This is a genomic window from Parafrankia sp. FMc2, assembly GCF_041008525.1.
Classification (GTDB): domain Bacteria; phylum Actinomycetota; class Actinomycetes; order Frankiales; family Frankiaceae; genus Parafrankia.
Genome location: NZ_JBFLUG010000006.1, coordinates 80617 through 100373, shown reverse-complemented (window position 1 = coordinate 100373; position 19757 = coordinate 80617). Strand labels below are relative to the sequence as shown.

The 19757-nt window shown below is 72.1% G+C and carries 15 protein-coding genes; 4 read left to right on the top strand and 11 right to left on the bottom strand.

The features are described from left to right. Positions 1-19 precede the first annotated feature (19 nt). The 5 genes from AB1460_RS04200 to AB1460_RS04180 all read right to left on the bottom strand — a co-directional run bounded on the left by AB1460_RS04200 (position 20) and on the right by AB1460_RS04180 (position 6036). Positions 20-1096, bottom strand: coding sequence for a zinc-binding dehydrogenase (locus tag AB1460_RS04200; RefSeq protein ID WP_368959237.1), 1077 nt, complete (start codon positions 1094-1096; stop codon positions 20-22). Then, positions 1093-1575: a nuclear transport factor 2 family protein gene (locus tag AB1460_RS04195; RefSeq protein WP_368959236.1), complete on the bottom strand. Its 483-nt coding sequence runs from the start codon at positions 1573-1575 to the stop codon at positions 1093-1095. Before AB1460_RS04195 ends, AB1460_RS04200 begins: the two co-directional genes overlap by 4 nt. After that, complete coding sequence (locus AB1460_RS04190) at positions 1572-2777, bottom strand: aromatic ring-hydroxylating oxygenase subunit alpha (protein ID WP_368959235.1); 1206 nt, start codon at positions 2775-2777, stop codon at positions 1572-1574. Before AB1460_RS04190 ends, AB1460_RS04195 begins: the two co-directional genes overlap by 4 nt. A 178-nt stretch (positions 2778-2955) precedes the next feature. Next, positions 2956-4164 carry an amidohydrolase family protein gene (locus tag AB1460_RS04185; protein WP_368959259.1) on the bottom strand — a complete coding sequence of 403 codons (1209 nt, stop codon included), beginning with the start codon at positions 4162-4164 and terminating at the stop codon, positions 2956-2958. Between the two features lie 168 nt (positions 4165-4332). Next, entirely contained in the window at positions 4333-6036 is a 1704-nt protein-coding gene (locus tag AB1460_RS04180; RefSeq protein WP_368959234.1) for an N-acyl-D-amino-acid deacylase family protein, read from the bottom strand. A gap of 531 nt (positions 6037-6567) precedes the next feature. Here AB1460_RS04180 and AB1460_RS04175 point away from each other — a divergent pair. Beyond that, on the top strand, positions 6568-7242 hold the full coding sequence (locus AB1460_RS04175; protein ID WP_071086394.1) for a TetR/AcrR family transcriptional regulator: 675 nt from the start codon (positions 6568-6570) through the stop codon (positions 7240-7242). Between the two features lie 62 nt (positions 7243-7304). Here the strand turns inward: AB1460_RS04175 and AB1460_RS04170 are convergent, their stop codons facing one another. The 3 genes from AB1460_RS04170 to AB1460_RS04160 all read right to left on the bottom strand — a co-directional run bounded on the left by AB1460_RS04170 (position 7305) and on the right by AB1460_RS04160 (position 9959). Continuing rightward, complete coding sequence (locus AB1460_RS04170; protein WP_368959233.1) at positions 7305-8186, bottom strand: SDR family NAD(P)-dependent oxidoreductase; 882 nt, start codon at positions 8184-8186, stop codon at positions 7305-7307. Between the two features lie 100 nt (positions 8187-8286). Next, positions 8287-9474 (bottom strand): thiolase family protein, encoded by a 1188-nt coding sequence (locus AB1460_RS04165; RefSeq protein ID WP_368959232.1) that lies wholly within the window; start codon positions 9472-9474, stop codon positions 8287-8289. Beyond that, positions 9474-9959 carry a Zn-ribbon domain-containing OB-fold protein gene (locus AB1460_RS04160; RefSeq protein ID WP_368959231.1) on the bottom strand — a complete coding sequence of 162 codons (486 nt, stop codon included), beginning with the start codon at positions 9957-9959 and terminating at the stop codon, positions 9474-9476. The genes AB1460_RS04165 and AB1460_RS04160 overlap by 1 nt, the downstream gene beginning before the upstream one ends. A gap of 253 nt (positions 9960-10212) precedes the next feature. On the opposite strand from AB1460_RS04160, the gene AB1460_RS04155 reads away from it, so the two are divergent. Together AB1460_RS04155 and AB1460_RS04150 are read left to right on the top strand one after the other, a co-directional pair. Beyond that, a complete protein-coding gene (locus tag AB1460_RS04155; protein ID WP_368959230.1) occupies positions 10213-11199 on the top strand; it encodes an LLM class flavin-dependent oxidoreductase in 987 nt (328 codons plus the stop codon). Beyond that, complete coding sequence (locus AB1460_RS04150; protein WP_368959229.1) at positions 11196-13532, top strand: CaiB/BaiF CoA-transferase family protein; 2337 nt, start codon at positions 11196-11198, stop codon at positions 13530-13532. The genes AB1460_RS04155 and AB1460_RS04150 overlap by 4 nt, the downstream gene beginning before the upstream one ends. Here AB1460_RS04150 and AB1460_RS04145 read toward each other — a convergent pair. From AB1460_RS04145 to AB1460_RS04135, 3 genes are all read right to left on the bottom strand, one after another. After that, on the bottom strand, positions 13529-15043 hold the full coding sequence (locus tag AB1460_RS04145; protein ID WP_368959228.1) for a carboxylesterase/lipase family protein: 1515 nt from the start codon (positions 15041-15043) through the stop codon (positions 13529-13531). The two genes, AB1460_RS04150 and AB1460_RS04145, sit on opposite strands and share 4 nt — an antisense overlap. A gap of 174 nt (positions 15044-15217) precedes the next feature. Next, a complete protein-coding gene (locus AB1460_RS04140) occupies positions 15218-16420 on the bottom strand; it encodes an amidohydrolase family protein (RefSeq protein ID WP_368959227.1) in 1203 nt (400 codons plus the stop codon). Positions 16421-16815: 395 nt separating this feature from the next. Beyond that, positions 16816-18456 carry an N-acyl-D-amino-acid deacylase family protein gene (locus tag AB1460_RS04135; RefSeq protein WP_368959226.1) on the bottom strand — a complete coding sequence of 547 codons (1641 nt, stop codon included), beginning with the start codon at positions 18454-18456 and terminating at the stop codon, positions 16816-16818. Between the two features lie 430 nt (positions 18457-18886). Here AB1460_RS04135 and AB1460_RS04130 point away from each other — a divergent pair, with 430 nt between their 5' ends. Next, positions 18887-19702: an SDR family NAD(P)-dependent oxidoreductase gene (locus AB1460_RS04130; RefSeq protein WP_368959225.1), complete on the top strand. Its 816-nt coding sequence runs from the start codon at positions 18887-18889 to the stop codon at positions 19700-19702. The last annotated feature ends 55 nt before the right edge of the window (positions 19703-19757 follow it).

The following is a 19757-nucleotide window of genomic DNA, read 5'->3' as shown; positions in this document are numbered from 1 at the left end:
CGCCAGAGCCGCGACGGCGTTAGACGATCACGGTGCGGATGCCGTCGGCGCTGCCGAGCAGCGAGATGCCCTCGTTGACCTCGTCGAGGCTGATCCGCCGGGACACCATCGAGCTCAGGTCCAGCTGACCGGTCTCGGCCAGCCGGATGAAGCGGGGGAAGTCGCGCAGCACCTGGGCGCCGCCGACCGGCGAGCCGACCAGCTTCCGGCCGGAGAACACGGCCGCGATCGCCGGCAGGGTCACGGTGGCGCCGGTCGCCGGCATGCCGACCAGGGTCACCGTCCCCTCCGCCCGGGTCATGTCGAACGCCTGGCGCATCAGCGCGGGCTGGCCGACGACCTCGAAGGCGAAGTCGGCGCCGCGGCCCGCGGTGAGGGCCCGGACCTGTTCCACCGGGTCGCCCGCGGCCGGGTCGACGGTGTGCGTCGCGCCGATCTTCAGCGTCGACCCGCGCCGTGCCTCGGACAGGTCGATGGCGATGATCGTGGCGGCACCGGCGATCCGCGCCCCCTGGACGGCGGCCTGGCCGACACCCCCGCAGCCGATCACCACGACGGAGGACCCGGGGGTCACGCCCGCCGTGTTCAGCGCCGCCCCGACCCCGGTGGTCACCCCGCAGCCGATCAGGGCCAGCTGCTCGTCCGGCAGGTCGGTCTCCACCGCCACCACGGTGGACTCGTCCACGACCATGGCCTCGGCGAACGACCCGCAGCCGCAGACGGCCCGCGCGGTCCGGCCGTCCGCGAGGTGGTAGCGCACCGCCGCCTGCACCGCGGGCCCGCGCTCGCAGTGGTTGGACATCCCGTTCAGGCACCACCAGCAGCCGCCGCACGCCGGCGACACGGACGCGAGCACCCGCTGGCCGACCCGCACCCGCCGGACCTCGGCACCGACCTCCTCGACGACGCCGCACGCCTCATGGCCCGGCACGATCGGCAGCGTCAGCGCGGACAGCCCGTTGATGACGTTCAGGTCGGAGTGGCAGATCCCGCTCGCCGCGACCCGCACCAGGACGTCCCGCGGCCCCACCGCCGGAACGGGCAGATCCTCCAGGACCAGCGGCTCGGAGGCCTCGTACGCCACGGCGACCTTCATCGGTGCTCTCCCCCGCCTGTCATGTCCCCGCCTGCCGTGCCCTGGCCTGCCGTGCTCTGGCCTGCCGTGCTCTGGCTCCCGGCCGCCGCGTCCGCGAGGGTCGCGAGCAGCAGCCGGGTGTCCTGCTGGAACACCCTGATCTCGACGATCGCGCCGTCGGCGACGGCGAACAGCTCGACCACGTCGACGGTGGCCGAGCGGCCGGTCGCCTTCGCGGTCCAGGTCTGGGTCGTCACCTGCACGGCGTTCCCGCCGTCGCCGAAGACGCGCGGGTCGGTGATCGTGCGGTCCCAGTGCCGCGCGAAGGCGACGCCCATCGCCGCCATGCCGTCATGGCCCTCGTACCAGCCGCCGTGCGGCAGCGAGGCCGGCTGCTGGACCCGGATCGCCGGGTGCATCAGGGCGCGCGCCCCGTCCTCGTCGCCCGCCTGGAAGCGGCGGGCCATCTCCTCGACCAGCCGCGGCGCCTCCGCGGTCACCGGGCGCCCTGAGCGGCCTGCCCGGCCTGCGGGGCCTGCCCGGCCCGGGCCGCGCGGGCGGCCTCGAGAACCTCGGTGAAACCGTGGTGCAGGTGCTGGGGTGCCGGTTCGTTGCGGCCGAACATGACCGTGTCGAGCATTCCCAGCCGAACCCCGGGCTCGGAACGAGCGGCGACCCAGAAGTCCTCCCCGTCGACGACCGTCTCGCAGATCCACGGTGCCATGTCGACGGCTTTGGACCGCTCCTCGTCACTCAGCCCCGGCCGCAGATAGGCCGTGTGCACGACCTCCGAGGTCGCCGCGTCGATCGGCACGATCTGCCACAGCTCGATGTGCCGGGTGTCGAAGGTGAGACTGGTGTTGGGGAACAGCGCGTACTGGTAGCTGAAGTGCTGCGCGACGTCAGCCCACTCGGATTCCGGGCGGTCCTTCAGTTCCACGATGGAGCGCAGGGCCGAGGCGTTGCGCAGGTGCCGGCCGAAGGCGTCGAAGGTGAGAACCCCGCCGACGGCGTAGGTGGACAGCGTCTTCTTGTGCAGGTAGTTGAAGTGGTAGTTCTCGCGGAAGGTGTCAAGCGTGACCTTCCAGTTCGCGGCGACCCGGTGAACGTGCGGCTCGCCGTGGGGTAACCAGCCGGCGAAGTCCAGCAGGGAGAGCTCGCCGGCCAGCTCCGGGCCGAGATACTCGTCGATGTCGATCGGCGGCCCCGGCCGCAGCCGGCCGACCACCAGCCCGTAGCCCTCGGTGACCTCGAGCTGGATCAGGCCCTTGTCGTTCTTGTCCATTCCCTCGAAGCCGGCGGGGAACGGGTAGCGCACCAGGCCGCCGCACAGGTCGTAGGTCCAGGCGTGGAACGGGCAGGTGAAGCGGATGGCCTCTCCGGCGCCGTCCGCGAGCCGGACACCGCGGTGCCGGCAGGCGTTGACCATCGCGTGCACCCGGCCGTCGTCGTCCCGGGTCAGCAGCAGCGGCGTGCCGCAGATCTCGATGGTGCGGTAGGTGCCCGGCTCGGGCAGGGCGCCGGAAAGACAGAGCACCATCGGCTGGTCGTAGAAGAGCGCCTGCATCTCCTCGTCGTGGTGCGCCGCGGAGTAGATGTCGGTCGGCAGTTCGAGAACGCCGTCCGCCAGATCCGTCGTGCGGTGCTCGATGTGGTCGAGCAGTCGGCGCGCCAGGCTGTGTTCCAACGCTTCCCGGTCCATGTGTCGCTTTCCTCCCGCCGTTGTCGCCTGCTCACCGTCGTCACGTTCGCCACCGTCGCCACGCCCGCGGCCGCCGGGGCACCGCGGACGGGACGGCAGGTCTTCGCGACACGTCCGAGCCGCTTCGGCCGGAGCTGCCTCGCGCCCGGGGCCGGGGGCTGGGTCAGGGGGAGCTGAGTCAGGAGGAGCTGATGGTGGCCGGGTCCGCGGGCGTGAAGTTGTAGACGCGTGCCGCGTTGCCGACTGTGATCTTGTACTGGACGTCCTCCGGCAGATGGCCCAGCCACTTGTTGGCCATCCGGACGGTGTCCGGCCAGGTCGAGTCCGAGTGCGGGTAGTCGCACTCGAGCATCACGTTGTCCTCACCGATGATGTCCAGGAGCCGGACACCGGCCTGATCCTCGATGAAGGTGCCGTAGACATGGTCACGGAACAGCGCGCGGATGTCGGTGTCGAGGTCGAAGGACGCCGCGCCCTTCTCCTCGCCGCGATCGTGGGCGGCGTTCATGTCGATGTCAAACCGTGACGCCCAGAACCGCTGCTTGTCGACCACCTGCTCGGCGCGCTCCAGGAAGTACGGGATCCAGCCGATCGAGCCCTCGGACAGGGCGATCCTCAGGTTCGGGTACTTCGGGAAGATGCCGCTGAACAGCCAGTCCAGCAGGGTGCCGGCCTGGTTCGCGGCGGCCGAGTACGCCATGAACGCGAGCGTCGGCATGTCCGGCGACGTCCGGATGAGGTTGGACGACGACCCCACGTGCATCGAGATCACGTAGCCGGTGTCGTTGCAGGCCTGGAACACCGGGTCCCAGTAGCCGTTGTGGATCGAGGGCAGCCCCAGCTTCGTCGGGTTCTCCGAGAAGGCGATCGACTTCCCGCCGAGACCCGCAGTCCGCTCGATCTCGGCGGCCGCGGCCACCGGGTCCCACAGCGGAATGATCATCATCGGGATGAACCGGCCCGGGTAGGCCGCGCCGAACTCCTCCAGGATGAAGTCGTTCCAGGCCTGCACGCAGAGCAGGCCCAGTTCCTTGTCCCGGGCCTCGTGGAAGACCTGCCCGCAGTACCGCGGGAACGACGGGAACAGGATCGAGGACAGCACGTTGCCCTGGTTCATGTCCGCCACCCGGGCCGCCGGGTCGTAACAACCGAGCCGCATCTCCTCATAGGTGATCGGCTCCGGGGAGAACTCCTCGCGGGTCTTGCCGGCCACGGCGTTCAGGCCGGTGGTGACGATCTGCCTGTCCTCGTAGACCCAGAACTCCGAGCTCCCGTCGCGGACAATGCGCGGACCGGTGTCCCGCCACTGCGCGGGCAACCGCTCCCACCACAGCCGAGCCGGCTCGATGAGATGGTCGTCGACCGACACGAACCAGTTGAACGACACACCGACCTCCAACAGTGCGTGGGCTTCGGACGGCGCCTCGCGCGCCCCGACCCACACAATAAAGCGAACGCTCACATATTAACGGGCATGTCCGGTGATCGCCAGTGCCGCCGAAGCGCCGCCGGCCGCCATCCGGCCACCGGGTTGTCCGCGCACCCGCGCACGGCGTTACCCGGTCACCACACACCCGGCCCGCTCGTCGGTCAGCTGGTCGTGGTCGATGAGCACCGCGCCGTTGACGAGGGTGTAGTCGTAGCCGCGCGCCCGCTGGACGTACCGGTTCGCACCCAGCGGGAAGTCGGCCAGCATCCGCGGCGTGTCCAGGTCGAGGCGCTCGAGGTCGATGACATTGACGTCGGCGAACATGCCCGGTGCGAGCAGGCCGCGGTCGGCGATCCCGAACAGCTCGGCGCCCTCCCGGGTCAGCTTGCGCACCGCCAGGCCGATGTCGAGCAGGCCCCGCTCCCGGACCCAGTGCCGCAGCAGGTAGGTGGGCTGGCCGGCGTCCATCGTGAGGGCGACGTGCGCTCCGGCGTCGCCGACCCCGACGACCACGTCCGCGTTGGTCAGCATGGCGGCGACCGCGTCGAGGTCCTGGTTGAGCACGGGGTAGTAGAGGAGCCCCTGGCCGGCGGTCTCGACCGTGTAGTCGAGGAAGGCGGCGGCCGGGCTGACACCGCGGCGGGCGGCCTCGGCCGCGAGGCTGTTGTCCGCCCCCACCTCGTAGCCGGCCGAGCCGGGCGGCAGCAGGTACAGCTTGGCCGGGTCCTTCGGCGCGAGCGGGCCGGAGAGGTTGGTGGGCGCGGCGGCCTCCTCCACCAGGCGGTCGCGCAGCGCCGGGTCGGCGAGCGCCGCCAGGCGATCCGGCCACGGCCTCGCCATCAGCTCGGCCCAGGACGGCACGCTGTCGTACGGGGTCCGGCCCATCAGCCCGTAGAGGATGCCGCTGCCGCGGGCAGCTGTCTGCGGGCGCAGATCGGCGCCGCGGGCGCGGGCCCCGGCCACCTGCTCCATGACCCAGGCCCACAGGTCCGGGCGGCGGTCGCTCTGCATGATCGCGAAGGTGAGCGGCCGGCCCGAGGCCCGGCTGACCTCCTCCATCCAGGCGAGCTCGGCGACCGAGTTCTGCCGGGTGGGACCGTCACGCTCCCCGATCCGGGCCACGACCTCGATCGTGCCCCGGCCACGGTCGGCGAGGGCGCCGGCGATCGCGGCGAGCTCGGGAGTGCCGGCGAACGTGCCCGGCACCGGCCGGCCGTCCGGGACGGTGTGCATGAGACTGCGGGACGTGGAGAAGCCGAGCGCGCCCGCGTCGATCGCCTCACCCACGACCTGGGCCATCCGGGCGATGTCGTCGTCGGTCGCGGGGGCCTCGTCCAGGCTGCGCTCCCCCATGACGTAGTACCGCAGCGCGCAGTGCCCGATCATGCCGCCGACGTTCACCCCGAGCCGCAGGCCGGTCAGCGCGCGCAGGTAGTCGCCGTAGGACTCCCAGCCCCAGTCCAGCCCGTCCATGATGGTCGCGGTCGGGATGTCCTCGACCGACTCCATCATCTCGGCGAGATAGAGGTGCGCGTCCGGGCGGACGGGCGCGAAGGTCACCCCGCAGTTGCCGAGCACCACCGTCGTCACACCGTGCCAGCAGGACGGGCTCGCCACCGGGTCCCAGAACAGCTGGGCGTCGAGGTGGGTGTGAATGTCGACGAAGCCGGGAGTGACCAGCCTTCCGGTGGCGTCGAGCTCGCGGCGCCCCCGCTCCGGGACCGCTCCGACGGCGGTGACGCGGTCGCCGTCGATGGCGACGTCCGCGCGGCGTGGCGGTGCGCCGGTCCCGTCGGCGACCTCTCCGCCGCGGATCACGATGTCATGCATGGGGTACCCGCACCTCCGACCGGGAGGCCGCCCACGGCCCGGACGTCGTCAGATCGGCAACTCGCTCCTCGGCGGAGGCGCCGGCCGACGGTGCCGGGCGGGCCCGTCCTCGGGACGGGGCGCACACGTCGGCAGCGAGTTCACCCAGGATCGGGTCCCGCGAGGACCAGCAGGTACGAGGAACTCCGCTGGAAGCTGAAGCGTGGCTGGCAGCTGAAGCACACCAGTAAATGAGCACTCATTTTCAGAAAATCCTAGGATGACCGCTCGAACCCTGTCAAGGTCACGCGCCACGGCCCGCACAGCACGCGGGTCTCCGCGAGCGGCGCCCGGCCGCACCCGCGTTCTGCGCCGCCCGGCCGCGTCCCGCCGCGCAGGCGGACTGGCCAGCGCCGACAACGCCGCTGGCGGACCGGCGCGAGGGCGGTACGAAGGCGCACATCACAGCGCGGGAGGACCCTCAAGATCTGCAACGTAAGATAGCGTACGTTCATTCACCGAGGGGCGGGCTCGGAGACGCAGGGAGGACCGATGGCAGAGAAAACCACCGAATCGTCGGGTACGGACGGTCCCCCGCGGCCACGGCGCCTCACCGCCGAAGCCCGCAAGAGCTCCATCCTCAAGGCAGCTCGCGCCGCGTTTGTCGAGACCGGTGACATGAATGGCACGACAATCAAGCAGATTGCCGAGCGCGGCGGGATCAGCGAAGGGGTGATCTACCGCCACTTCGAGGGCAAGGACCAGCTCTTCTACGAGGCCGTCTTCGAGCCGCTGCGGGAGGCGATCGACGAGCTGGTCGCCGCCTCCCAGGTCGTCGACCTCGAGGAGCCCCTCACCCCCGAGCGCCAGCTGCAGACGATGAACGGCCTCTACCGCCAGCTCATCTCGACCCTGGCGGAGATTCTCCCGTTGCTGGGGCTCGTGCTCTTCGGCGACCCGAAAGTCGCCCGGAAGTTCTACCGAAAGCACTTCACGGTCGCCATGGACCGGCTCGCCGAGGCCTGGCGGGAGGTCGAGGACCGCTATGGATTCGAGTTCGAGTCGCCGGACGTCTCGGCCCGCGCCGTCATGGGAACAGCGCTGATCATGGCCCTCGAAAGCCAGCACAATGACCTTTTCAACCGGGACCGGGCCGTCGCGCTGGTCAGCGAGGGCACCATCAAGGGTTTCTTCCCCACCCTGGAACCGACCCGCCGCCGCCGCTGACACCACCGCCGGCACCGCGGGAGGCGGCGCCGTGGTCAACGCCGGCCCACCCGCGGTAGCCCTCACTCCGGGATGGCGCGGAGGTACCTGGCCATCGCCAGCGGGGTCACGGAGAGGACACCGGAGTCGACCGGGAGGGTGACACCGGTGATCCAGCGGGCGTCGTCGCTGGCGAGGAAGGCGACCGCCGCGCCGACGTCCCAGCCGGTTCCCGGGGTCCCCAGCAGGCCGGCCTCCTCCCGCAGTCGGTTGACGTAGTCGGTGGTCTGCCCGGGAATCGACATGACCATCGGGGTCGTGATGTGGCCCGGGGCGATGGCGTTGACCCGGATGCCCTGCCGGCCGTGGGCGTAGGCCATCTCGACGGTCATCGCGAGCATTCCGCCCTTGGCGGCCGAGTAGGCGATGGTGCCGTCGCCGCGCAGCGCCGAGATCGACGCGATGTTGACGATCGAGCCGGCACCCTGGGCCGCCATCACCGGCACGGTGTACTTGCAGGCCAGGAAGACCGTCCGCAGGTTGATGTCGAGCGCCCTGTCCCAGGCCTCCTCGGAGAGGTCGACGACGGTGCCCACCGAGGCCAGGCCGATGTTGTTGACCAGGACGTCGACGGTTCCGAAGGTGTCGACCGCGGCCTTCACCATCGCCTCGCACCCGGCCGCCTTCGTGCAGTCGGCGGCGAACACCTCCGCCGTCCCACCCTCGACCTCGATCATCTTCCGGGTCTCCTCGGCGCGCTCGGCGTGGAGATCCACCAGCAGCACGCTGGCGCCCTCGCGCGCCAGCACCGCCGCGCTGGCCTTTCCCGTCCCGACCCCCGGGCCGGGGGTCGAGCCGGCGCCCGTGACGATCGCTACCTTCCCGTCGAGGCGCCCGCCCCGCCCGCCGCCACCGCCAGCGCCGCTACCGCTGCCGCTGCCGTTGTCGCCTGTGCTCCCGGTCATGGTGTGGCACTCCCTCTGGCGTCGCTTCGTGATCCCGGCCCCGGCCCCGGCCCCTGACCTGGTCATGCCCCTGCCGGCCGCCGGCCGCCGGCCGGCGCCGTCATCCGGGCCAGGTGGTCAGCAGCGCCGCGCCGGCCTCGTAACCGCCGACGTTCGTGACGGCCGCGACCCGCGCGCCCGGCACCTGGCGAGCCCCTGCCTCCCCGCGCACCTGCCGGACCGCCTCGGCCACGTGCCCGAACGCCGCGTGCAGCCGCCCGCCGGAGAGCTGACCGCCCCAGGTGTTGAGAGGCAGCTCCCCGCCAAGCGCGATACGGCTGCCGCCCTCGACGAACGCACCCGCCTCGCCGGGCTTGCAGAACCCCATCGCCTCCAGCCACCAGACGCATTCGATGGTGAAGCCGTCGTAGAGCTGGGCGACGTCGACGTCCGCCGGCCGCAGGTCGGTGCGCTCCCACAGCGCCGCCGCGGTCGCGTAGCCGACCCGGCCCATGTCCTCCCACTGCTCCCACGACGGCCGGCCGTCGACCACACCGGCCATCGCCTCGATCGCCACCGGCGCGCGCAGGTCGGGGGCGGTCTCCGCGGCCGACACCACGATCGCGGTGGCCCCGTCGGCCGGCACGTCGCAGTCGTACAGGCAGATCGGGGTCGAGATCATCCGGGCGCTCAGGTAGTCGTCGACGGACAGCGGGGTCCGGTACACCGCGTCCGGGTTCAGGGCGGCGTGGGCCCGCTGGGTGACCGGGATCCAGGCGAGCTGCTCCCGGGTGACCCCGTACTCGTGCATGTACCGGGCGGCGTACGGGGCGACCTGGCACACCGGCGAGAGTGCCCCGACCGGCAGCAGCCAGGCGAGCGGCCCCTCCGCCACCGGGTTCGTCGACCCGTAGGCCGGGCGGCCACCGGCGTTGCGGGCGGCGCTGCCCTCCTTGACGGTCCGCCAGATGACGGCATGGCGGGCCTGGCCGGTCGCCACCGCCATGGCCGGCCCGTGGAACGGCAGGCACATCCCCTCGACGACGCCCTGGCGCCACCGGGTCGTGATGCGCAGCGCGTCCTGGACCTCGTACAGGTTGCCGTTCGCGTATCCGGGAAGGTTGGCCTTCCCGCCGCCGGGAAACATCGCCAGGCCGTCGATGTCGTCGACGGTCAGGCCGGCGTCGGCGATGGCCGCGAGCACGGCGTCAAGCGTCAGCTGGAAGCCGGACCGGTCGACCTGACGGCCGATCGCGGACTGGCCGACGCCGGAGATCACCGCCCGCCGCTCGAACAGATCGGTGCCCATCACGCCGCTCCGGGCACGGCCGCGCCACTGCCCGCGTCACTGTCCGGTTCGCGGTCCGCTCCGCCGCCCGGGCTGACGGCGACCGCCACGAAGCTCGGAATCGCGCAGCCCCCCGGACCGGGTTCGAAACCGACGTCCACCGCCATGCCGATGGCGGCCTCCTCGGGCTCGCAGCCCCGCAGCCGGCCAAACACCCGCACACCAGGATGGTCCGGGAACTCGACGAGGACGAGCGCGTACGGCACCTCGAGGCCGGGCATCCAGCGCTGGTGGTTGACCGTGAGGCTGTAGACGACACCCCGGCCGGTCACCTCGACGGGCGCGGTGGCCCTGCCCCGGCAGGAGCGGCAGATCCCGTAGGGGGGAAACGACTCGGCCCCGCAGGCTCCGCAGTGTTCGACCAGCAGGCGGCCCTCGCCCGCAGCGGCCCAGTACGCCGCGGACTCCTCGGTCACGGCAGGCGGTATGCCCACGTTTGCGGCCATGTGTCCCCTTCACGCCGGTAGCCAGGATGACTCACGGAGTGTACGTTCACTTATCAGGTCGGCGCTAGACAGACAGCAGGTCAGACGACTGCGGGTCCGATGACTTCGGGTCCGATGACTTCGGGCCAGAGACTGGACGTCGCGCCGGCCGGGCCGGCCGCGCAGCGCTGGCCCGGGCCGCGGCGGATCCGGCGGCCCGGCACGTCGCTGTCCGCGGGTTGTACGCCTCACCCGTTCACGAAGGAGCCACCGGTTGCCTGGCGATCGCGTCATCTTCGGAGCGGCGGCACTCCCGGAACCGGATCGGGAGTGGCTCGCCGCCGTGGAACGCCTCCCGATCGACTCCGTCTGGCAGGGCGGCCACATCCTGCCCCGCCACCCGACGGGCGAGGCGATCACCCGGCTGGCGCTGATGACCGCGTGGACCGAGCGGGTCCGGGTGGGCAGCGCCATCCTGGTGCTGCCGCTCTACCATCCCGTGATCATCGCCAAGCAGATCGCCGACCTGGACTCCCGCTCCGGCGGCCGGATCTCGCTCGGAGTCGGGGTCGGCGGTGAGTTCCCGCACGAGTTCGAGGCGGTCGGGGTGCCCGTCACCCAGCGCGGCGCCCGGACGAACGAGGCGATGACGGTGCTGCGTGCCCTCTGGCGCGGCGGCCCGGTCACCCACCATGGCACCCACTTCACCCTCGACGACGTGGAGCTGCTGCCCGCCGCGGAGCCGGGCCTCGGGGCGTCCCGGATGCGCGCCGGCGGGCCGCCGCTGCTGGTCTCCGGGCGCAAGGAGGCCGCGATGCGCCGTGCCGCCCGTCTCGGTGACGGCTGGCTGCCGTACCTGGTCTCCCCGGACGCGTACGCCCGTTCCCTGCGGACCGTGCGGGCCGAGGCCGCCGCCGCCGGCCGGGATCTCGACGGCTTCGAGTGGATGTTGTACCTCTACTGTTCCGTCCGGGCCGACGGCGACCGCGCCCGCGCCGACGTGCGGAACTTCCTCGGCCGCGCCTACGGTGACAAACCCGACGCCATGCTCGACCGGATAGCACCCGCCGGCACCCCGGCGGAGGTGGCCGCCCGCATCCAGCACTATGTGGACGCCGGGGCCCGCCACATCGTCATCTCCCCCGCGGCGCACCAGGACACCCTCGAGGTGGTCAGGCTCGCCGCCGAGGAGGTCCTGCCCCGGCTGACCATCCCGGCACCCGCCCGGGAGGCGGAGCGCGCCTCCGTGGCGACATCATGAGCGCCCGCTCAGGTGTCGGTCCCTGCGCGGGGCTGCGGGTCGTCGAGGTCGTGGTCGGGACGAGCGAACTCGGCCTCGACCTCGCCGGCGCGGTCCCCGGCATGATCTTCGCCGATCTGGGCGCCGAGGTGGTCCGGGTGGTCGGCACGTCCCCCACCGCGATCGACGCGGACGTGACCTGGGGCCGCGCCTGGCACCGGGACAAGCGGACCGTCGCGACCGACGACGCGGGCGAGGTGCGCGCCCTGCTCGACGACGCCGACGCGGTGCTCGTCTACGGCCCGGAGGAGCTGGTCGAACAGCGGGGGCTGGGCTTCCACGACCTCAGCCGGCGCAACCCCCGGCTGGTGTACGCGCGCTGCCGGCCAAGCCGGACGTCGGCTGGCGACACGGCGGACTTCGGCCTGCTGGTGGAGGCCCGTGCCGGGTTCTGCAGCCAGCTCGCCGGCCACCGGCCGGGGCCGATCTTCGTCGACGCGCGGGCCTCCGGCAGCGGCGCGTCCTTCCTGCTGACCACCTCCGTTCTCGCGCTGCTGCGCCGCCGCGCCACCAGCGGGACCGGCGGCTGGGCGGAGACCTCGCTCTACGACGGCATGCTCGCCACGCTCGGCTGCATGATCGGCCGGTCGGAGCGCGCGGCACCGGAGATCGAGGGCTACTGGCAGTCGGGGTCGACGTTCCCGAACTTCCTCTACCGCTGCGCCGACGACCAGCTGATCCAGGTCTGGTTCGGCGGCAAGGGGATGTACGCGAAGCTCATCGACGTGCTCGGCGACGAGCCGAGCACCGAGGGCTACTACCACGACCAGATGACCGGCCAGCTCAACGCTCGTGCCCTCCGGTGGCGCGCGCCGTTCGCGCTGCAGCCCCGGGACATGTGGATCCAGCGGCTCCGCGCCGCCGGCGTGGCCTGCGAACCGGTACTCAGCCCCGGCGAAGCTCTCTCCGACCCGCACCTGGCCGAGACCGGCCTGGCGCTCACCCGGACGGAGGGCGGCCACCGCGACGTCCTGCTCGCCGCCCCGATCGCGGTCGAACCGCTCCCGGCGCCGGCCGGCACGAGCCCTTCGGCAGCGGGCGTCAGCCCTCCGCCGGACGGCCCGGCGGCCGGCGGGCCGGTCGCCGGGCCGTCGGGTGGGCTGCTCGCCGGCGTCCGGGTGGTCGACTTCTCCGCGTTCGTGGCCGGGCCCCTGGCCGCCCAGGTCCTCGCCGACCTCGGCGCCGACGTGATCAAGGTCGAGCCGCCGGAGGGTGAGGCCATGCGCGCCGCCGCCTACGCGGTGGCGGCCTGCCAGCGCGGCAAGCGCAGCATCGCGATCGACATCGGCGCGCCCGAGGCCCGCCCGGTCGTCGAGGCGCTCCTCGGCTGGGCGGACGTCGTCGTCCACAACTTCCGGGTCGGCGTGGCCGAGCGGCTCCGCATCGACGCGGCGACCGTCGCGCACCTGAACCCGGACGTCGTCCACTGCCACGCCAGCGCCTTCGGCCCGACCGGTCCCCGGGCGAAGCAGCCCGGCAACGACGCGCTGATGCAGGCCCTCACCGGGCTGGAACGGGCCGTCGGCGGCGAGGGCAACAACCCGGTCGCGCTGACCTGGATCCCGCTCGACATGTCCGGCGGCTGGGTCGCCGCCATCGGGATCCTGGCCGGCCTGTACGCCCGCGCGACCACGGGCCGGGGCCAGCGGGTGGACACCAGCCTGCTCGGCGCGGGGCTGCTCCTGCAGAGCGGGGCGTTCCTCCGCGACGGCGCCCTGGTCCGCGGACCGGCGCTGGACGGCCGCCAGACCGGGTACGGCCCCGGCTACCGCCTCTACGAGGCCGCCGACGGCGCCTGGTTCGCTCTCGTCGTCCCCGACGAAGCCGGCTGGTCACGGCTGCGCGCCCTGCCCGGGGCGGGCGAGCTGCCCGCGGCCTACGCACCCCTGCGGGGCGGAGCCGACGGCCGTGACGCGCTGGCCAGGCAGGCGGAGGCCGTCCTCGAGCAGGCCTTCGCGACCGCACCGGGCGCCGAGTGGGTCAGCCGGCTGCGGGCCGCCGGACTGCTGGCCGAGCCGGTCGAGCCGATGGACCGCGACGTCTTCCGCCGCCGGATCCTCGACGACCCGGTCAACCGCCAGCTCGGCCGGGTGGCGTCCTACCAGGTCACGAACTGGGGCCACTTCGAGCAGATCGGCCCGCTCCCCCGCTGCGGTCCCGCGGGCGCCGGGAGCGGTCCGGCACTGATGCTGCCCGGCATCGGCGAGCACAGCGTCGGCGTCCTCACCGAGCTGGGGATGAGCCCGTCCGAGATCGACGCCCTGCTGGCAGGCAAGGTCGTCCGGCAGCTCTAGTGGGAGGACCCGCGCCGGGTGGCGGCCGTGTTCGGCAGGTACTCGGCGTTCGGCAGGTACTCGGCGCCGGTGTCGTCGCGTGCGGTGTCCTCGCAGAGACGGGAGTCGGCGTCGAACCTCATCGTTTTTCCGGCGTCCTCGAAGGTGGGCCAGCCGGGATCTCCGTGGGTGGCGAAGTCGAGCCAGGTTCTGTGCATCGCCTCGGTGAGGGCGGCGGGTGCGGCGTCGCCGATGAGGCCGCGGCAGGCCTGTGTGGTGTCGAAGACGAAGGGGACGTCCAGGGCGTGTGCGGCGCCGTACAGGGGTGATGGCCAGGCAAATTCGTAGACGTGGGCGGGGCCCGGGTGGCGGAGCGCGGTACGGCGGCTCGGCGACCGGAACATCAGGTCCGTGTAGGCGGCTGTGAGGGCCAGCGCGGGGATAACGGCCGGGTCGTGGAGCCCGTGCCGCTCGAGGAGCGCTTCGGCATCGGGGTAGGTGGCGGCCAGCTCGGCCACGGCGTCCTGCGCGTCGAAGGCGGCGAACGCCTCGGCGCCCAGACCGAGGTTGGCTTCCTCGGTGGTCGTGCCGATCAGCAGGTCGACGCCGTGCGCGTGCGTGCTCGGGACTCCGACCGGGTCGGGGAGGACGTCGTCACCCGTGGTGGGGAGGAACAGCGCACGACGGTGGCCCGGGTCGACACCGTTGTCGTCGCGCAGGTCCGGGCGGGGTTCGTTCCTGAGTAGAGCTCCCTGCGCGCGCAGCAGGTCGGAGGCGGAGAACGCGCGGAACGCGTCTGCTGTCGGGGAGGTTCCGAGCCGGGCGGCGAGTGCCCTCGTGAGTGCTTCGGTGAGCTCGAGCCGGCGGGCCATCTCGTCGTGCCCGCTCTGGACGATCGCCCGCTGGAACAGTCCGGCGGCCAGCGGGGAGTGCAGCAGGAACGCGACCGAGGTACCGCCGGCCGACTCACCGAAGACGGTGACGTTGTCCGGGTTCCCGCCGAACCCGGCGATGTTGTCGCGAACCCAGCGCAGTGCCGCGATCTGATCGCGCAGACCGATGTTCGTGACCGCACCGGGCAGTGCGAGGAAGCCCTCCGCCCCGAGTCGGTAGTTCACGGTGACCAGGACGACGCCGTCGCGTGCGAACGAGGTGCCGTCGAAGGCGGAGGCGGCGCCCGTGCCGATCACGAATCCGCCGCCGTGCAGGTAGACCATGACCGGAAGCCCGCTCGTGCCGGGGTCGGGTGTCCAGACGTTGAGATTGAGGTATTCGCCGTCTCCGGTGACCCATCCGGGCCCGACCAGCGGCACCAGACAGGCGTGAGCGGGGTGCAGTGCCGGCTGGGGCGCGGTGGCGCCGTAACCGGTGGCTTTCCTGGTGCCTGACCATCGTTCGGCAGGGCCTGGCGGGGCGAATCGGCGTTCGCCCGCCGGAGCTGCCGCGAAGGGAATTCCCAGGAACCGGGCGACCCCGCCCGCGTGGTCGCCGGAAAGTCGCCCTGCCTCTGTGTTCACGGTACGGACGGTCATCGGCGACGTCCCCCTTCGTACGTGCGCATCACGCTGGATGGCCGGACCGAGGGTGGTTCGTCTGACTCGGTGCCCCACCCCGCGGCCAAGCCTGCCACGGGGCTTCGATGCCCTGTCCGGAGCCAGCCGATAAGCACGCGGGCGGCGCCGACGTTGCCACGCCGACAGGTTCGTCTACGCGGGCCGGGCCGCGGGCCGCCGGTCGGGGATGCCGAGGAGCTCGGCGATGTTTCCCCGCAGCACCCGGCGGGTGGTGACCTCGTCGCAGCCCTCGAGCAGGCCGACGAAGTCAGCCGGATGGCGCAGGCCCTCGGGGTGCGGATAGTCCGAGCCGAACAGCACCCGCTCCGGGCCGAGAACCGTGATGAGATCGCGGACGTCGTCCTCCGGGAACGGGCACACCCACAGGTGTTCGGCGAGGGCCTCGCTGGGCCGGGCCGGCAGACTGCCACCGAGCGCGGGGCCACGGCGGCCGAGCGCCGCGGCCTTGTCCACGTTCTTCAGCAGGGGCCTGACCCAGTTACTCCCGTTCTCGATGGAGACAACCCTGACGTTCGGGTGCCGGCCGAACAGATTGTGCAGGGTGAGCGCGGTCAGCGTGTCCACGATCGGCCGCTCGGTGTTGCACAGCGCCCACTGCAGCGGCGACTGCAGATGGGACGGGTTGGCCGGATCCTCCGACCACAGCGTCCCGTAGGCCAGGTTGTAGCCGCTGTTCGACACATGGAACACGACCGGCACACCGGCCTCGGCCACTGCCGCCCAGAACGGATCCAGGTCGGGGTGCGCCGGTGAGCGGCCACCCACGGGGCCGGGCCGCAGGTGGACGAGCCGGGCGCCGGCGTCGAGCACCCGGCGCAGCTCGGCCATGGCCTGGCCGAGGTCGAGCAGGGACAACATGGGCACGGCGAAGATGCGGTTCTGGGCCGAGTAGCCCCAGTCCTCCTCCAGCCAGCGGTTGAACGCGCGCAGGCTGGCGTAGGTCAGCTCGACGTCACCGACCATGTCCTGCTCCACCGCCACCGCCAGCGTCGGCAGCATGAGGGTCGCCTCGACACCCTGGGTGTCCATCAGCGCCAGCCGGGCGGCACGGTGCGTGAACTCCGGGTGGTCCTTGGCGTTGATCACCTCCCGGTGGGTGAAGCCGTCCGCCACCTCGCCCATGAACAGCCCCTGCAGGGCGCCCGGAGCAGACGCGTAGTCACCGGGCATGACGCTCATGAAGGTGCGCCGGCCGCCGAGGAACACCCGGCCCAGGCCGTCCGCCCCCCGCCGCACCTGCACCGTCGCGTCCCGATACCGGGCCTCGATGTGGCGCGAGAAGCAGTCGTCCGGCTCGTAGTAGTGCCCGTCGGCGTCGATCAGGCTGTAGTCCACCGCGCGCCACCTCCGATCAGCCCTGAATAGTGAACACCTATTTATCAAGGACGGCGTTCTCGACGGCCCAGCCGACGCACCGCCCAGCGACACGCCTCACTCGACCGACGACGCGACGTGGAGCAATCCCGACAGCGGCGCGACCGTGATCGACACGCTTTCACCCACGGACCGACGGGGCGAGCGAGCCGCCACGGGCCAGCACTGACACAACCTCTGCCCGATTGTAAGTGAGCATACACTTTTCAAGCCCGGTCCAGGAAGACCCTGCGGCAGGACCACTTCCGGTCGCCCCCCGGGGCTCCCACCGCGGAGAGGGGCCCTCGGTGGCTACCGAGGGCCCCTCTCCTTCCTTCTGTTCTGCCGGCCTCGCGCTGTTTTCTGCCGGCCTCGCGTCAGGCGCGCAGAAGCCGGCCCGGGGCGACGCCCGCGACCTCCGCACCGGCACGGCGGGTCGCCACGCCGTTCACCCACATGTGCTCGACCCCGATGCTGCGCACCACGAGCCGGTCCGCGTCGCCCGGCTGGTCGTGTACCCGCTCGACCGGGGCGGCGCCGACGGTCTCCGGGTCGAAGGCCACCAGGTCGGCGTGGAACCCGGGCCGCACGAGCCCGCGGTCGGCGACCCGGAACGCCTGGTGCGGGTGCCCGGTCAACCGCCAGACAGCGTCCTCGAGCGTCAGCGCCTTACGCTCGCGCACCCAGTGGCCGAGCAGGTGGGTCGAATAGCAGGCGTCGCAGAGCTGGCTGGCGTGCGCGCCCGCGTCCGAGAGCCCCAGCAGGGTGCGCCGGTCGGCGAGCAGCTCACCGATCTCCGCGTCGCCGTCGTTCTCCAGCACCACCCGGAAGCGGGTCGTGGCGGTGTCGGAGAGCGCCAGGTCGAGCATCAGGTCGAACGGGGTGGTCCCCCGCCGGCGGGCCAGCTCGTCGAGCGGAACGCCGACGGCGTCCTGGTGGGCGCCCGTCTCCTCGACATCGATCTTGTGCCACCGGTGCTCCCAGGCCGTCAGGGTGGCCGGCCGGGCCCGGTCGCGCCAGGACGTGTCCTGGTAGAGGGCCGGGCGCTCCTCCCGCGGGATCGCGAGCACTTCCTTCCACTCGTCGATCTGGGCGAGCGGGACGGGATCGGCCATGGTGATCTGCATGACGATCGGCCGGCACGCGATCTGCGGGTACACCTCGCCCGGCAGCGCCGCCCCGCGGGCGACCGTCCGCAGCGCGGCGCCCGGCTTCTCCGACCGGGTGACCAGCGCCGTCCACGTCACCGGTATGCCGTGGCGCACCGCCAGATCGGAGAACTGGTCGACGAACAGCCCGGGCCCGATGGAGACCTGCAGGACCCCGCGGCCCGCCTCGCCGAGGACCGAGGCGAGCGAGTCGATCTCGGCGATCTCGGCGAACCGGCTCGGCACGGGACGCCCATAGGCCCCCTGGTGGGCAGGCTGCCGCGAGGTCGAGAAGCCAATCGCACCCGCGTCCAGCGCCTCGCGCAGCAGCCCGCGCATCGTGTCGAGCTCGTCGGCCGTCGCCGGGCGCTCCTCGCCGCCGACCGCGAACAGCCGCAGCGGGGAATGGCCGATGAAGGCGCCGACATTGAGCCGCTTGGGGCGGGCGTCCAGGGCCGCGAGGTACTCGGGGAACGAATGGAAGCACCAGTCGATGCCGGCGTCGAGCGCATCCCTGGACATCCCCTCGACGTTCTCGAGGAGGCGCACGATGAGGTCGCGGTGCTCCGGCCGGGTCGGGGCTACACCGAAGCCGCAGTTGCCCATGATCACGCTGGTCACACCGTGCCAGCTGGACGGGGTGAGGTCGCCGTCCCAGAGAATCTGGGCATCGTAGTGCGTGTGGACGTCGATGAAACCCGGGGCGAGCACCAGGCCGTCGAGATCGACAATCTCGGTGCCCGGGGCCGGAACGAGCTCACCCGGCCCGGCGACGGCGGCCACCCGACCCTCGGCCACGGCGACCTCCGCCGGCCGGGCGGGCGCGCCGGTCCCGTCGATCAGCGTGGCGTGACGCAACAGCAGATCCATCAGGACTCCGATCAGTGACCCACACCGTAGGGCCACAATTTTAGCAAGCGTTCACTTACTTACGACGGGATCCGCCCGTCTCCCCGCTCTGGCCGACTCACCGGCGGCGACTCCCGCCCAGCCTCGCCCCGTGGGCCACAACGACGGCGACCCTCCGCCCGCGACCACCCTCCGCCGACAGCTGACGCCCGGCCTGACAGGCGCGCGAACTCCGCCCAGCAGGGACGGTAGCTCAGCGACTGCTCACCTCACAAGATTCGGCGCCTGGAGCGGACACACGAGAAGATGACGCTCCCACAGGCACTCCGTGGCCGCCCTGCGAGCGGTCCGCGGGTGGCCCGAGAAGTGCAGAGTGTTTGCTCACTCTGTTAGCATGGCCAGCGCCCGTCCCGGCCACGCCGGCTCGGAGCATTCAAGCCTCGGAGGACTCGTGGGATCACTGGATGGCCGCGTAGCAATCATCACCGGCGCGAGCCGGGGGATCGGAGCAAACATCGCGCGCAGGCTCGCGGCCGAGGGCGCGGCGGTCGCGCTGGTCGCCAGAACCCTGGAGCCGGGCACCTCCCCGCTGCCCGGCTCGATCTCCGAGCTGGTGCGGCGCATCCAGGCTGACGGCGGGCGGGCTGCCGCCGTCCAGGCGGACATCACCGTGCCCGCGGACGTCGAGACCATCATCGAACGCGCCGAGGCGTTGTTCGGGCCGGTCGACACCCTGGTCAACAACGCGGGCGTCAACTTCTACGGGCCGGCGCTGGAGATCACCCCGAAACGCTACGGGCTGATGTTCCAGATGATGGTCCACGCCCCGTTCCGACTGTGCCAGCTGGCCGTTCCCGGGATGGTCGAGCACAGCCGCGGCTGGATCGTGAACATCACATCCAAACAGGCCCGGCACCCCCTCGGCCCGCCGTACCCGGACTGGGCCAGCGACGGCTGCACCCCGTACGGCATGTGCAAGAGCGCCCTGGACCGCCTCACCACCGGCCTCGCGGCCGAACTCGAGGGCACCGGCGTCGGTGTCAACTCCCTCGGCACCTCCGGCCTGGTGATGACCCCGGGCGTCGCCGTGGTCTCCCCGCACACCCCGGACAACGCACCGGTCGAGCCGGACAGCGCCATGGCCGACGCCACGCTGGCGCTCTGCGCCACCCCCCCGGGATCCGTCACCGGCCGCATCACCTACAGCATGGATCTGCTCGGCCAGCCGTTCCCCGACGGCCCCTGGGCACTCTCCGCCACCTTCTGACCCGGCCTCCGGTCCGACCTGACATCTGGTCCGGCCCGACGTCCGGTCCGACCTG

What these genes read in the sequence shown, in the direction of transcription:
- AB1460_RS04200 (WP_368959237.1), bottom strand. Translation starts at nt 1,096, where the DNA reads ATGAAGGTCGCCGTGGCGTACGAGGCCTCCGAGCCGCTGGTCCTGGAG.
- AB1460_RS04160 (WP_368959231.1), bottom strand. Translation starts at nt 9,959, where the DNA reads ATGGCCGCAAACGTGGGCATACCGCCTGCCGTGACCGAGGAGTCCGCG.
- AB1460_RS04145 (WP_368959228.1), bottom strand. Translation starts at nt 15,043, where the DNA reads ATGACCGTCCGTACCGTGAACACAGAGGCAGGGCGACTTTCCGGCGAC.
- AB1460_RS04190 (WP_368959235.1), bottom strand. Translation starts at nt 2,777, where the DNA reads ATGGACCGGGAAGCGTTGGAACACAGCCTGGCGCGCCGACTGCTCGAC.
- AB1460_RS04170 (WP_368959233.1), bottom strand. Translation starts at nt 8,186, where the DNA reads ATGACCGGGAGCACAGGCGACAACGGCAGCGGCAGCGGTAGCGGCGCT.
- AB1460_RS04135 (WP_368959226.1), bottom strand. Translation starts at nt 18,456, where the DNA reads ATGGATCTGCTGTTGCGTCACGCCACGCTGATCGACGGGACCGGCGCG.
- AB1460_RS04165 (WP_368959232.1), bottom strand. Translation starts at nt 9,474, where the DNA reads ATGGGCACCGATCTGTTCGAGCGGCGGGCGGTGATCTCCGGCGTCGGC.
- AB1460_RS04180 (WP_368959234.1), bottom strand. Translation starts at nt 6,036, where the DNA reads ATGCATGACATCGTGATCCGCGGCGGAGAGGTCGCCGACGGGACCGGC.
- AB1460_RS04175 (WP_071086394.1), top strand. Translation starts at nt 6,568, where the DNA reads ATGGCAGAGAAAACCACCGAATCGTCGGGTACGGACGGTCCCCCGCGG.
- AB1460_RS04150 (WP_368959229.1), top strand. Translation starts at nt 11,196, where the DNA reads ATGAGCGCCCGCTCAGGTGTCGGTCCCTGCGCGGGGCTGCGGGTCGTC.